Origin of the sequence: Thalassobius sp. Cn5-15 (assembly GCF_022347685.1) — a bacterium.
GTDB lineage: Bacteria > Pseudomonadota > Alphaproteobacteria > Rhodobacterales > Rhodobacteraceae > Thalassobius.
The window spans coordinates 1-13,487 of the sequence record NZ_JAKRGF010000006.1; the positions used below are offsets into that span (position 1 = coordinate 1).

General features: G+C 56.0%; 13 protein-coding genes, 1 tRNA gene, 1 rRNA gene and 1 pseudogene. 9 read left to right on the forward strand and 7 right to left on the reverse strand.

The genetic code is table 11. The features are described 5' to 3' along the window. Nucleotides 1-91, forward strand: a 5S ribosomal RNA gene (gene rrf / locus MHM86_RS13050); the annotation flags it as partial. 193 nt (nucleotides 92-284) lie between these two features. Then, entirely contained in the window at nucleotides 285-416 is a 132-nt protein-coding gene (locus MHM86_RS17075; protein ID WP_255723210.1) for a hypothetical protein, read from the forward strand. 169 nt (nucleotides 417-585) lie between these two features. Here the strand turns inward: MHM86_RS17075 and MHM86_RS13055 are convergent, their stop codons facing one another. From MHM86_RS13055 to MHM86_RS13070, 4 genes are all read right to left on the reverse strand, one after another. Next, a complete protein-coding gene (locus tag MHM86_RS13055; RefSeq protein WP_239200381.1) occupies nucleotides 586-1,809 on the reverse strand; it encodes a response regulator in 1,224 nt (407 codons plus the stop codon). 37 nt (nucleotides 1,810-1,846) lie between these two features. Further along, nucleotides 1,847-3,037 carry a CHASE domain-containing protein gene (locus tag MHM86_RS13060; protein WP_239200383.1) on the reverse strand — a complete coding sequence of 397 codons (1,191 nt, stop codon included), beginning with the start codon at nucleotides 3,035-3,037 and terminating at the stop codon, nucleotides 1,847-1,849. Nucleotides 3,038-3,161: 124 nt separating this feature from the next. Beyond that, nucleotides 3,162-3,719: a DUF4202 domain-containing protein gene (locus tag MHM86_RS13065; RefSeq protein ID WP_239200385.1), complete on the reverse strand. Its 558-nt coding sequence runs from the start codon at nucleotides 3,717-3,719 to the stop codon at nucleotides 3,162-3,164. Between the two features lie 101 nt (nucleotides 3,720-3,820). Beyond that, a complete protein-coding gene (locus MHM86_RS13070) occupies nucleotides 3,821-6,331 on the reverse strand; it encodes an ATP-binding protein (protein ID WP_239200387.1) in 2,511 nt (836 codons plus the stop codon). Between the two features lie 595 nt (nucleotides 6,332-6,926). On the opposite strand from MHM86_RS13070, the pseudogene MHM86_RS17165 reads away from it, so the two are divergent. Beyond that, nucleotides 6,927-7,175: pseudogene (locus MHM86_RS17165) on the forward strand (transposase); the annotation flags it as partial. Between the two features lie 137 nt (nucleotides 7,176-7,312). Here MHM86_RS17165 and MHM86_RS13080 read toward each other — a convergent pair. The 3 genes from MHM86_RS13080 to MHM86_RS13090 form a co-directional block, all read right to left on the reverse strand. Then, a complete protein-coding gene (locus tag MHM86_RS13080; RefSeq protein ID WP_239200392.1) occupies nucleotides 7,313-8,158 on the reverse strand; it encodes an aminoglycoside N(3)-acetyltransferase in 846 nt (281 codons plus the stop codon). Between the two features lie 181 nt (nucleotides 8,159-8,339). Next, nucleotides 8,340-8,415, reverse strand: a tRNA-Ala gene (locus tag MHM86_RS13085). Between the two features lie 110 nt (nucleotides 8,416-8,525). Continuing rightward, nucleotides 8,526-8,846: a TIGR02300 family protein gene (locus MHM86_RS13090; RefSeq protein ID WP_239200395.1), complete on the reverse strand. Its 321-nt coding sequence runs from the start codon at nucleotides 8,844-8,846 to the stop codon at nucleotides 8,526-8,528. Between the two features lie 96 nt (nucleotides 8,847-8,942). On the opposite strand from MHM86_RS13090, the gene MHM86_RS13095 reads away from it, so the two are divergent. From MHM86_RS13095 to MHM86_RS13120, 6 genes are all read left to right on the forward strand, one after another. Continuing rightward, nucleotides 8,943-9,668, forward strand: a complete 726-nt coding sequence (locus MHM86_RS13095; protein WP_239200398.1) for a M48 family metallopeptidase — start codon at nucleotides 8,943-8,945, stop codon at nucleotides 9,666-9,668. 52 nt (nucleotides 9,669-9,720) lie between these two features. Further along, the gene (locus tag MHM86_RS13100) at nucleotides 9,721-10,371 is read left to right on the forward strand and encodes a GntR family transcriptional regulator (protein ID WP_239200400.1); all 651 of its coding nucleotides are present in this window, start codon (nucleotides 9,721-9,723) and stop codon (nucleotides 10,369-10,371) included. 165 nt (nucleotides 10,372-10,536) lie between these two features. After that, nucleotides 10,537-11,328, forward strand: a complete 792-nt coding sequence (locus MHM86_RS13105; protein ID WP_370644145.1) for a S49 family peptidase — start codon at nucleotides 10,537-10,539, stop codon at nucleotides 11,326-11,328. Nucleotides 11,329-11,341: 13 nt separating this feature from the next. Further along, entirely contained in the window at nucleotides 11,342-11,509 is a 168-nt protein-coding gene (locus MHM86_RS13110; protein ID WP_058317742.1) for a hypothetical protein, read from the forward strand. 3 nt (nucleotides 11,510-11,512) lie between these two features. Then, nucleotides 11,513-12,460: a calcium/sodium antiporter gene (locus MHM86_RS13115; RefSeq protein ID WP_239200404.1), complete on the forward strand. Its 948-nt coding sequence runs from the start codon at nucleotides 11,513-11,515 to the stop codon at nucleotides 12,458-12,460. 18 nt (nucleotides 12,461-12,478) lie between these two features. Then, on the forward strand, nucleotides 12,479-13,261 hold the full coding sequence (locus MHM86_RS13120; RefSeq protein WP_239200406.1) for an SDR family oxidoreductase: 783 nt from the start codon (nucleotides 12,479-12,481) through the stop codon (nucleotides 13,259-13,261). Nucleotides 13,262-13,487 lie beyond the last annotated feature (226 nt).

Consider the following 13,487-nt stretch of genomic DNA (forward strand, 5'->3'; position numbering starts at 1 on the left):
ACACCCGATACCATCCCGAACTCGGAAGTTAAGCACCGAAGCGCCAATGGTACTGCGTCTTAAGACGTGGGAGAGTAGGTCACCGCCAAACCTAATAAACAACAACAAAATCTCTAAGCGATAAAAAACACCCCCCAAAAAAACCAGACCTCGCAAAAAGCGAAAATAGGTCCTTTGTTAAAATGCACAGCATTTGGTCTCCTCTAGCTGACCGCTGTGCAAACTCTTCTTAAGACATTACCCATAGATTGACCCTCGACTGAAATCCCAGGCTGAGGTGCAGAATGTCTAACAATGAACAAGCTCAAAACAATGAAGAAATAAGAAAATTCAACGGCTCAACGGCGGATGATCAATTGGTTGACGGTGTGCAAAATGATCAGGGTCAAACGCTGCGTGAACGCCTCGCGAATTAAGAGTGCGATTTAGGGCCTTGCGTTCAGCGCTTCCGAAAGTGCGCGCTTTAGGTCGCTGGCGTCTAAACGCCGCGTAACCATCATAGGCACTAGAAAGCGGGAGAGGGAAATCGCCCCCTTGATGATGCCCTTTCTAGATCGTGTAGTTAAAGTGATTTCTGGAGCAGGTTTAGAAACTACGGATCCGCTTCATGGTGATGGCAATCGCGGCCTCCAGCGAGGCGCGGGCGACCGGTTTACTAAGCCGGATATCATCAGTATTCAGCACAGAGCCTTCGTGTAGTGGCACGTCTGTGTAACCGGTCATGACAATCGCTGGGAAGTTTGTGCGGCGCTCTCTTAATGCTTTAACCAGATCCGTACCCTGCAGGCGGCCGGGCATTACAATGTCAGTCAGCAGTAAGTCGACTTGCGGATCGGCATCGAAAAGGGCCAGTGCTTTGTCACCGTTTTCAGCTGAGGTCACTTTGTGCCCCATACGCGACAGGCTGCGTTCCAGCATACGGCGGACGTCTTCGTGGTCTTCGGCCAGAAGAATATGATATTGTGTGCGCGCGACCCTCTCGTCTTGGGTAGGGTGTTGGCTGAATGTTGTGCGTTCGATGTCTAGTGCCTGAAAATACAGATTGATCGTCGTGCCTGTACCAACGCACGATTGAATTTCCAGGGCACCGCCGGATTGGGCGACGAAGCCGTAGACCATAGACAGGCCCAGTCCGGATCCCGCTCCCGGTGCCTTGGTCGTGTAAAATGGTTCGCAGATCTTGCTGAGGTCTTCCTCGCGGATCCCTTGGCCGGTGTCTGTAACGGAGAGGACCACATAGCGCCCCGGCGTTAGCCGGTCCGAGATTGCTGCGCAATCCTCAGCTGTCAGTGTTTGATTTCTTGTCGCAAGCGTTAGTGTGCCACCGTCCGCCATAGCGTCGCGGGCATTGACCATCAGATTCAACACAGCGCTGGCGGTGGAGCTACGATCAAGGCGCACGAGTGGCAGGCCGGGCGTTAGCTCTTTGGTGACGCGGATCGTTGCAGGTAGTGTCCGTCCGCTCCAGCCTTCAAGTTCGCGAAGGACGTCGTTCAAGTTGATGGTTTCGGGGTTCAGGCGTGCGCGGCGTGCGAAGCTGAGCATTTTTTTTGTGAGATCATTGCCTTGTTCCGCAGCCCGGATTGAGCCGCGCACAAACTCCAGCCGTTCATCGTCGGCGTCCAGCTCCGGCTCCAGATCTTCTTGCAGCATTTCCATATTGCCGCGAATAACCGCTAGCATGTTATTGAAGTCATGGGCCATGCCGCCGGTGAGCTGGCCTATGCTTTCCTGTTTCTGCGCCTGTCGCATCACATCGGCTTGACGTTCGAATTCCAACTCTTTCAGGCGTTGGTCCGTGACATCCATCACAAAACAATCCCAACGCACCTTATCCGGCCCTACGCTATAAGGGCGCCCCCAACCTTCCAGCCAGCGAGTGCTGCCATCGCCACTGATGTTTGGCCAGACGTGGTGCCAGGTCGTACCAGAGTCGCGGGCCTGTTGCACCGCCGCGACCAGTGGCTCTTCTTCCTCTTTTGGAACATTCTTCCACATCGCGCCGGGTGAGGTAGAGCGTCTCTTTGGGAACGCCCCAGATATCCAATGTGCTGTCGGTGGCAAAGACCACCTGATCACGTTTCTCTTTTTCCTGCACGTAGGTCACAAACACGCCAGGGAAATTTTGAATAAAGCTGTCGAGACGCAAGTTCGCGTGACGCATATTTTCAATGACGACCTTGCGTGACAACGCCATGCGGTTCAGCAAAAACAACGGCCCTAGGATACAGCCACACAGCAGCATGATCAGAAATGTCTGAGACAGCGTTCTTTCCTGCGCTGCAGACCAGCCGTCCAGTGGGATCGCACAGAGAAGCCATTTGGCGCCGAGGAAGTCGATTGCCGCGCTCACCGGCTGGCTGATCAGCACATCTTCGTTGCCATAGGCGACATCTTTGGGTTGCCCATTGGCATCCAGTTTGACCAGCACCAAATCCAGCGGCAGGCTGTCTCCCATCAGGCCTGCCCTATCTAGGAACAAGTTTAGGTCGAAGACCGTGGACAGGATACCACGAAACTCTAGCACGTCTTGATCTCGGCTGTAGACAGGCATGCGTAAGATGAAACCCTGCCCGCCCTGCACCAGATTGATCGGACCGATGAACGCGGTCTGGCCACTGTCGCGGACAGCGCTCACGTCGTTAAGCTGGTCGGGCACAGTGCGATAGTCCAGACCTAGAACCGAGCGGTTCGGCTCCATTGGATGCACGCGAGTCACCACCAGATCAGGTGCCCATGCAACGTTCAGTACATCATCGCGCCCTTTTGTGACACCAGTCACCAGCATTGAAAATTCACTTTGGCTGATGTCTTCATCACGGCTGAGCAATGACGCGATGCCGCGGGTGATCAGTTCGCTATTTTCGACCTGACTTTGCAGACGGGCCTGCAGGATCTCTACTTCACCCTGAATAGTCTCTCTCAGGGCCGCTTCGTTCAGGGCCGATGTTTGGTGTTTTAATCCAAGGCCAAGGGCCGCTACAGCGACAACAGCCATGAAAAAGGGAAAATAGCTGGCGAAGAATGATTTGTTCATAGGGTCTTGGGCGCATTTGGGGTCATTACACCACGTTTGGCGTCGGCGGTTGGTGGCGCAGTTTCAGTTACCTTAAACAGCGCAAACTGACCTAGCGACATCTTTTTCGCGAACTCCCAAGATTTCACTCAAAGCTGCTCGCCAACTCCTCCGGCATAGGGAAGGTTGCCAGGGCTTTCTGTCGCGCAGTCGCGGACATTTTGCGGGCAGTCTTCTCAACAATCTTGACCAGATCCTCGGGTGTGCGGGTTTCAGCGAAGGGGCCGAGGTACCAACGAATGAACGTAAAGCAGATCGCGTCTTCCAGCGCTTGAACCTCGGGGTCAGCTTTCAGTTTTTCCTTGCGCAACAGAACGCCGACGCGGGTCTGATCCGCCTCGCTATAGCCGGCTTCAGCCATGATGCCTGCGACTCGTTCGCCGTGGCGGCGGCCCTGTTCACGGCGCCAAGCGTAGTAGCCGGCTTTGCCTTCGGGGTAGTCTTTGCGCGGCAACTTCCAGCGCTCGATGTGTTGACCACGGGCGGCGATCTGCAGAACTTCGGAGGCATCCGGGCTGAGGTGCGCCAGTTCTGCTGTCATCCGTTCCCCGTAGAGCAGCGCGGCGGGTTTGCCCCCCTCTAGCGTAGGGTCGGCGGCGTTGGCTGCATCAATGGCGGCGAGGGCTGCGGTCAGATCGGTCATGGCGTCGCTCCTGAGATGTTTGCGCTATTGAGCGGCATTGGGGCCACGATGACAAGGGGTGTCTGCGGCATGGGTCAGGTCTGTATTGGTGCGGGAATAGCTTACGATTTGAGCGCCGCAGCTTGCAGCGCCTGCCGCAACATGTCGAGGCGCACTGGTTTCGCCAGGAAGGAATCCATGCCAGCGTTCAGGCATTTGCTCTCCTCGCTTTTCAGGGCATTTGCAGTGATGGCGATAATGCGACAGGGGGTGCGGCCAGTATCTTGTTCAATCCGGCGGATTTCGCGGGACAGATCGTATCCATCCATTTCCGGCATATGGCAATCTGTCAGCACCAGATCGAACTGCCCCTTTTGCCAAAGCTCCAGACCCTCTTTGCCATCGCTGGCCAGAATGGCGGAATGGCCAAGGGTTTCCAACTGTTTCGAAATCACCATCAGGTTGATCTGGTTGTCCTCGACCACCAAAATGCGCGCCTCGCCCGCAGGCGGTTCGTCCAAAGGTTGGCGTAATGGCGGCTGTTCGACAGGCTGGGGCAGGTGAGTGAACTGTGTCACCTCGGGCAGGGTGGGGTCGGCGCTGTCTGCGGCCAATGGGTCATAAGGCAGGGTCACGCGAAACTGGCTACCGGTGTCACGCGGAATATAGTAGAGGCCACCGCCCATCAGATCCGCCAGATTACGGCTGATTGATAAGCCAAGGCCCGTGCCGCCAAAGCGGCGGGTGGTGTTACTTTCGGCCTGCGAAAACGGATCAAAGACACGGGCTGCCGCCTCGGCAGAGATACCGATGCCGTTGTCGATCACATCAATCTGCAGTGTGCCCTCTTGTGTGACTCGGGCGTTAATCTGTACCGCGCCACGGCGCCCGCGCGATTCTGCGGGGGTGAATTTCACTGCGTTGCTCAACAGGTTTGACAGGATCTGGCGCAGGCGTCCTTCGTCCAGCGACAAAACTGGCGCGATGTCGGGCGCAATGTTTAATGACAGTGTCAGGCCTTTGTCGGCGGCCAGTGGTTGATACACCTCTGCCACCTGTCGCAGTGTGGGGGCAAAGCGGCATGGGTGGGCCTCGACATTGAGCATCCGCGCTTCGATCTTGGAGAAGTCGAGGATATCGTCAATGATCCTCAACAGCGCGTTGCCAGACTGAGCAATCGTTTCCGCTTTGTGCAGTAGTTCCGGTTCGGTGAGGTGCTGACGCAACAATTCTGTCAGGCCGATGATACCATTCATTGGGGTGCGGATTTCATGGCTCATATTTGCCAGAAACTCGGACTTCGCCACATTTGCGGAATCGGCGGCCTCACGGGCGGCAATCAGGTCGCGCTCCACCTCTTTCAGACCGTCGATGCGGGTCATCAACAAAACCTGATAGCCGTTGGGCAGTTTCTTTTCGTTGACCTGAAACCAACCTACGTCTTCGCGGTGAAACTCAAAGATACCATCTGGATTTTGATGGCGGGCTACGATTTCGTCGACCCAGTCGTCGAGGTCCCCCTCAACGTCGGTGATATAGCCTGCAGCGGCGATACTGCGCACGTGGTCTGCGAAAGACATGCCATGGCGGATAGTGTGCGGGGCTGTTGAATGCATGTCTTTGAAGGCAGCGTTGGTGAAAGAAATGCAATCGTGCACATCAAACACCGCAATCGGTTCAGGGAGTGCGTCAAACACCCGATAGAGGGTGGTCAATCGTTCGTGGGTTAGTTCCTGTTCGGTCACATCCACGCCGGTGCCGCGATAGCCTTTGAAGATGCCTTTGCTGTCAAACAGTGGCTTGCCACTGATCCGCATGATGCGGGGGGATCCGTCTGGTTGCTGTAGCGAGTAGCGGATCTGTTTGAAATCCTGTCGGGTGTCCAGTTGGTCTAGCAGATCCGCCTCGCGGTCGCGGTGCATGCGTTTGGCGCTTAACACGCGACAGCTTTGTCCCAATAGAGTAGAAGCATTCAGTCCGCTGTCAGAGGCCAGTGCCAGACTGCCGGATACAAAGCGGAAGATATGCTCTGCGTCGGTTTCCCAGACCCAGTCGGTTGCCGTTTCGGTAAAATCGCGAAAACGGGTTTCGCTATGGCGCAGCTGCTGTGCCAATTCGCGGCTGCGGTCTTTTTCTAGAAGGTTGATCCGCGCAGCCATCATTGCGGCGACTGTTTCCAGCTGTTCCAGATGCCAGTCCGTATAGGTGTCGCGCTGTGAATCCTCGGAATCGATCACGCCGAGCACCCGTTCACCAATTTTGATCGGCACGCAAATCTCGGAGCGCGCCGGGATCACGTCCGGAATATAACGTGGATCCGCCATCAGATCGTTGATCACCTCAGCCTGACCGGTCTGCGCGACGCTGCCGGTGACACCGCGGCCAAAGGGAATGATCAGCGGGTTGATGATTTCGGTAAGGCGGGGGTTCTTCACATCCCCCAGCGCCGCCATCTGGCGCAGGTTCTTGCCGTCGGGCTGAGTGTAATAGACCACGCAGTCGCCAAACCCCAGCCGCGCCACAACTTCGCGGGCGACGTGCCAGGCCAGTTCCGACTTCGATGGGATCTTCATCAGCTCAATTGCGAAAGAGTTAAGGACACGTAGAGCTTGGTGGTCGATATCTTGTGTCATGCCAACACCTACTTCCATCGCGTCCGCCTCTCCGGCGGACCCGACGTTAGAGGCCCTCTCCCCTACAGGTCGCCTGTGGGTGTCACCTGGGTTGAACGGCTTAGACAGCGCGTACCTCTTTCTACTGAACTCTGGCGCGAAGGGCGCCAACTCTTCGGGTCTAGGATAGATAATTTGAACGCGTTGTTAAGACGTCCTCACCAAGAATAGACGGCCTAAATGCAGATTTTTTATAGTTTTTTTGTAGTTTTCCACAGAGATGTGCGGGTTTTAGAGGGTGTTGCCTGTGCAATACTCGGAATGGGTGATTGTTAGGCAATTGGCTTCGCCTCAGGTGTGTTGGACCCGGGGCGAACGACGAACACCCGATTAGGGTTGAGTGCGCTGCGGGTCAATCAGCACAGGGTTGCAAAATCACAAGGGGCCTGTATTTCGCTTGTCTTCTTTTAGATGTGGCTGGATGAAATGGGAAAGAACATAAAGTTCTGCGGCCAGATGCAAAATGAAGAAACGTTATGACCTGTCATTCTGGCTTAACCCGCTGAAACTGGTCCCGCAACTGGGATAGATTGTCCCGTAACTTGTAGGATCAGCGATGACTGGAAAACGAGAGAAGCCCGAAGAGATTGTATCGAAGTTTCGACAAGTTGAAGTTCTGCAAAGACAAGGCGTGACGATTGCCAAGGCGGTGCGTCAGATCGGCGTGACGCAGCAGATGTTCTATCGATGGTAGAAGCTGTATGGCGGGGTGCAACGATCACAGCTGGCGCGTCTGAAGGAGCTTGAGAAGGAAAGCCAGCGGCGGCGGCGGACTGTGTCCGGTTTGACATTGGATAAATTGATCTGGCCCAAGCGCCCCGAAGCTGCGTGTTTGGGGGTTATGAAGAACGCAAAGAGAATGCATGATGCAGTCACCGTGCGCTGCGCCATGATCGAACTGGAAAGGCCGGGACTTTACTGCCATTGGGCAGCACAGTTCCTTTAGTGAAGATCACCGCTTCGTTTGTTGGCGCAGTCGATCCAGTCAGCGGCAAAATCGACTAGAGATCGAAAATCGCATACCTTGCAATCGGCACCCCCGAATTTTCCGAAAGAAACAGCGCCGGTCTTTTCGAACGCCTCACCAACTGCCGGAAACAGCCGGTTCATATCGTCTGCTACGTCGGGTGTTTCGATCCATGATCCGTTGGGGCCACCGTTCTTGAAACGCCGCGTCTTGGTCCGCTTGTGTTGTGCAAAGGTTTCGGCTGTGTGAAGGGCTGAGCATCGGTTCCAACCGACCCCGATCAGCATGATCTTCATGGCCGGACGACCACGGAGCTTCCCAAGGGGCGTTTTATCTCCCGTTGCCCACGCGAGGCTGTGCTCCTTAAGAAAGTCGTTTGCTTTCTTGCCGTTGAGGCAGATCGATACAGCCGGGTGGTTGCTGCGTTGGGTTCCCGGCCAGGTTCTGAAAGTCTCCGCAATGACACCCATCCCAGACGTCGGGGATTTCGCTACATCGAAACCGGGAACCGCCTCTTCGATTTCTGCAATCTGATCTTGGGTTAAGCGGGACGGATCAACTCCAGTAGGGAAGTAGGCGTCGGAAGAGAAACCGGGCATTCCTACAAGACCTGTTTCACCCACCGTTTTCAGAAGGCTTTCCACAATTGTTCTGGCGCCGCCCACGGTAGCGCCTACGGCACTCATCGAGCCATGCACAAAAAGCCCGTCTCCCGCGTGAACGCTGAGCGAGGTAAGATTATCGAGAAGGCTTGTCTGGGTATGAAATACGGCAACCATACGCCTGACTATCACCATTTCTGCGGAGGCAGCATCCGCCAAAGTGGCTCCGGAAAACTATTGCTTGCCCCTGCAGCGAATGACCGGTTTCCGATCACCGTGCACAAAGCGTGGGCTTCAGCAAGCTGACTGAGATTACCGTGAAGGTGACACGTTTGCGCAGCCAGAGGGAATATATCTGGCTAAAAAGGCAGAACTATGTGACCATTTACAAGAGGGAATTTGGTGGAGCCTAGCGGGATCGAACCGCTGACCTCCTGCATGCCATGCAGGCGCTCTCCCAGCTGAGCTAAGGCCCCAATTTCCCAAGCCGTGCGGGCTTGTGTATCAGGCCAAGTTGGCCTGTGCAGCGCTATCTAGTGGCTCCCGCGGGTGGGTGCAAGCGGAAAATTCCACCCGCGGAATTTTTTTATTCGTCGTCTTCGGCAGGAACGTCAGCCAGTTCGTCGAGGGAGACGTTGTCGTCATCCTCGTCGTCCAACAGGTCGTCGTCCAGATCCACATCGACGTTTTCATCTTCCAGCAGGTCATCATCGGATTCGACGTTGTCCTTGGACGCTTTCTTGGCCGATGCATCTTCTGCATCCGCAGAAATCATGCGGCTCTTGGTGGCTTCGGTTTCCACGATCTCGCCGGTGTAGGGGCTGACGATCGGGTCTTTGTTCAGGTCATAAAAGCGCTTGCCAGTGGTGGGGCAGACGCGCTTTACACCCCATTCTTCTTTGGGCATCAGGGATCCCTCTCAATTCACGTGGTCTTGTCGACAATCAGAGGCACCTGCCATAACAGGCTGTGCGTGTCAAAGGCTTTAAAGGATAGGCGGCTCATGCCCAAGCAGAAAGGTGACAAAGCGGCCCCTCAGACCGCTTATGTGCTGGACGGTGATCCGTCGGTCACGGTGCATTTGCGCCGGTCCGCGCAAGCGCGGCGGCTGTCGCTCAGGGTGTCGGGGCTGGATTCGCGGGTGACGCTGACGCTGCCGCGTGGGGTGTCGGACCGTGAAGGATTGTCTTTTGCGCAAGAGAAAGCCGATTGGCTGCGCCGTCAAATCGACAGCCGACCAGAGATCTGTGAAGTCGGTCTGGGTGTTAGCCTACCGATCTATGGCACGCCACACGCGATTGTTGCGGGGCAGGGGCGCGGTATTCGAGTTGCGGATGGGGAGCTGTATGTGCCGGGCAATCCCGAAACCGCAGGCCGTCGGGTGGCGGCCTTTTTGAAAACTTTGGCGCGGGATCAACTGGCTGCGGCTTCTGACCGCTATGCAGCGGATCTGAAACGGCCTTACAATCGCATATCCCTGCGCGATACGCGGTCGCGTTGGGGGTCGTGTTCCTCGGCTGGGGTGCTGATGTATTCGTGGCGCCTGGTGATGGCCCCGATGGAGGTGCTGGAATATGTCGCCGCCCATGAGGTCGCGCATTTGCGGCACATGGATCATTCCCCTGCCTTCTGGAAACAGGTGCGTGAACTCTATGGTGAGTATCAGCCCGCGCGTCAGTGGCTGCGTGACAATGGCGCAGCGTTGCATCGATACCGTTTTGACGCCTGAGACCGTCGCGAATGTGAATTGACGTTGTGCCATTTTGTGATCACATGGGCGCATGTTGATCCACACCAGACCCGAAGCCACCCCCACATCTGCCCATGACCGCGTCTATCGCGGTTTGCGTGGGCGAATCATGCATGGGGAGATTGAACCGGGCGCTGCCCTGACCCTGCGCGGTATCGGTGCGGAGTTTGAGGTGTCGATGACCCCCGCCCGCGAAGCCGTACGCCGTCTGGTGGCCGAGGGGGCGCTGACGCTGTCGACCTCTGGTCGGGTGAATACGCCAGAGTTGAGCAATGAACGGATCGAGGAATTGGCTGCCCTGCGCAGCCTGATTGAGGTGGAACTGGCCAGTCGCGCACTGCCACGTGCGCATATGGCGCTGATCGAACGATTGCAGACCATCAATGGCGCTATTTCCGATGCGGTCGATCGCAAGGATGCAGTGGCCTACATTCGCACCAATCTGGAATTTCATCGTACGTTATATCTGCGCGCACAGGCGCCCGCGATGTTGGCAATGGCTGAAACAGTGTGGCTGCAACTGGGCCCGACCATGCGCGCGCTTTATGGTCGTTTACGTCGAACAGAACCGCCGCATTTTCACCGCCTGATCATTGCTGCGTTAAAGGCGGGGGATGAACCCGGTTTGCGGCTGGCGGTGCGGTCTGACGTGACACAAGGGCTGAAGATGTTGGTGGGTTGAGGACAGATTTGTGTTCGGTGCCGTTATCTATAAATGTACGTTATCGGCTGTGTTCCATCTTGTTATGACATGCGTTCGAAACCGCGCCTTTTTCGTCACGAATACGGGATCGCGCCTCTGTCGTCCCTTGTTCGCTAAGGGCGCCACCTCTACATGGTTTGCATGATGAAACTGCCATTCACCCAAAAACGCCCCCGTGTTGCGGTCATTCGCATGCAGGGGATGATTGCCACAGGCGACCGTGCCCCGTTGAACGATGCGGGGCTGGGACCATTGATTGAACGCGCCTTTCGCAAGGGTAAACCGCAGGCGGTGGCGCTTGTTATCAACTCTCCCGGTGGCTCTCCCGTGCAGTCCTCGCTGATCGCCGCCCGTGTGCGGCGTCTGGCGGAGGAGAAGAAAATTCCCGTGCATGCCTTTGTTGAGGATGTCGCGGCTTCTGGTGGCTACTGGCTGGCAGCAGCCGCGGATGATATTTACGCCGATCCTGCCTCGATCATTGGCTCCATTGGGGTGATTTCCTCTGGTTTCGGCGCGCATGAGCTGCTGAGCCGTCACGGGGTGGAACGGCGCGTCTATACTTCGGTGAAATCGAAATCCATGCTGGACCCGTTCCTGCCGGAAAAGCCGGAGGATGTGGAGCGTTTGAAAGAGATCCTTGGTGATATGCATGGCGTTTTTGAAAGCTATGTTTGTGATCGCCGTGGCGCACGTCTGAGTGCTGATCCCGATCTGTTCACTGGGCGCGTATGGATGGCGGAAAAGGCGCAGGCGCTGGGTTTGATCGACGGGATCGGCCATGTCACCCCCAAGCTGAAAGAGATCTATGGCGACAAAACCCGCTTTATGGTCTATGGCCGCAAACGGGGATTAATGTCACGCTTTGGCATGCAGTTTGCGCAAGACGCGGCGAGCCTTCTTGAGGAGCGCGCCGCTTACGCGCGCTTCGGTCTGTAAGGCGGGAACGTAAATGCTGTTTAAGATCATCACCTTCTTCCTCATCGGCATGGCTGTTCTGGCCATGTTTGGCAAGGTGAAGATCCCCGGCCAGAAGCGGTTGGCGTCTGCCAGATGCAACCGCTGTGGCCGTTTCAAGATTGGCAAGGGGCCATGCCCCTGCACCAAGGGAGTGCGCTAAGACATGATCGAGTGGCTGTATGCGGGGCTGGGGCTGATTATTCTGCTGCTAGCAGGGGATGCTTTGGTGAAAGGTGCGGTGAATCTATCACTGCGCATTGGGATCCCGGCGCTGATTGTCAGCCTGACGATTGTGGCCTTTGGTACTTCTGCACCGGAATTGTTGATTTCCATCACGGCTGCGCTGGAGGAAAAACCGGGCATCGCGCTGGGTAATGTCATCGGGTCCAACATCGCCAATGTGCTGCTGGTGCTGGGCGTGCCGGCGCTGATTTCGACCATGCAGTCGTCCAAATGTGAAAGTCGCAACAGCTATCTGCAGATGTTGGCAGGTAGTGTTCTGTTTATCGTGTTGGCTTTTTTCGGGACATTCACCTGGGTTAGCGGTGTAATCCTGCTGACCGCGCTGAGCATGACGCTGATCTGGGCACTGCAACATGCCCGTGCCCACATCGCGATGGGCGAACACGACGATCTGGAGGATCCCGAAGGTGCTGACCCCGATATGCCGTGGTGGAAAATCACCGTCTATCTTGGCCTCGGCCTTATTGGTCTGCCGTTGGGGGCAGAATTGTTGCTGGACGGTGCGGTCAGCATTGCGCGGATGTTTGATATTCCCGAAACGGTTATTGGCCTGACACTGGTGGCGATCGGTACCTCGCTGCCCGAATTGGCCACTACGGTGATGGCAGTGATCCGTCGTCAGGCAGAGGTGGCGCTGGGCAATGTGATCGGGTCGAATATGTTCAACCTCTTGGCTATTATTGGCGTCACCGCTGTGGTTAGCCCGATCCCTGTCGACTCTGATCTGCTGGAGTTCGATATCTGGGTAATGCTGGCGGCGACGCTGTTGTTGGTCCCGTTTGTGTTCCTGAAACAAAACATCACGCGTGTCTGGGGTATCTTGCTGTCGGGCCTCTACGTGGCCTATGTGCTGACCACGTTGAACTGATCCTGATAGGAGGACGCAATGGCTGTTGCATTGGTAACCGGCGCGGGCAAGCGTCTGGGGCGCGCGATGGCGCTTTATCTGGCGGGGCGGGGCTATGATTTGGCGGTGCATTACGCAAGTTCTGCGCCCGAGGCCGCCGAGGTGGTGGCAGAGGCGCGCTCCATGGGGCGCAAGGCAGAGGCGTTTCAGGCGGATCTGTTGATTGAGGAAGAGGCCGCTGGCCTGTTCCCCCGCGTTGCGGCAGCGTTTGACACCCCTATTACCTGTCTGGTGAACAACGCATCCGTTTTTGAATATGACCGGCTTGAAACCGTCAGTCGCGATAGCTGGGACCGGCATCTGAATTCCAACCTGCGGGCGCCGTTTTTGTTGATCCAGGGGATGGCAGCGCAGGTTCCAGAGGCCACCCGTGATGAGAACGGCGAATTGCTGGCGCAAGGGCTGGTGGTCAATATGGTTGACCAGCGTGTACGCAAGCTGACGCCCGAGTTCATGACATATACTTTGTCGAAGATGGGCCTGTGGACCCTGACACAGACAGCGGCCCTGTCGCTGGCCCCACATGTGCGGGTGAATGCTATTGGGCCCGGCAGTACGCTGATCGGCGCCCGTCAGGCGCAGGACCATTTTGACGCGCAGCGGTCCAACTCGATCCTGCAGCGCGGCCCCAATGTCAGTGACATCGTCGCGGCGCTGGGCTTCTTCTTGGATTCGCCTGCAATCACGGGCCAATTGCTGTGTTCTGACGGTGGTCAGCACCTTGCATGGCAGACGCCGGACATCATAAACAAACGCGGTTAAAAGATGACTCCGTGCCAGAGTTTTGCACGGATGTCGTTTCTGTTACCAAACTGTTATCAAAAGTTTAATATTTTCAAGTGCTTGCTTGAGGCGCGGAAAAGTTTTATTAAATTTCAATTAGTTATATTTGCGCCTATTTTTTGAGCATATCAATAAAATGGGCAGAAAATAACGAAAAAACGACGTTCCCCAAAAGCTATCACCAGAGTTATCCACAGAAACGGTG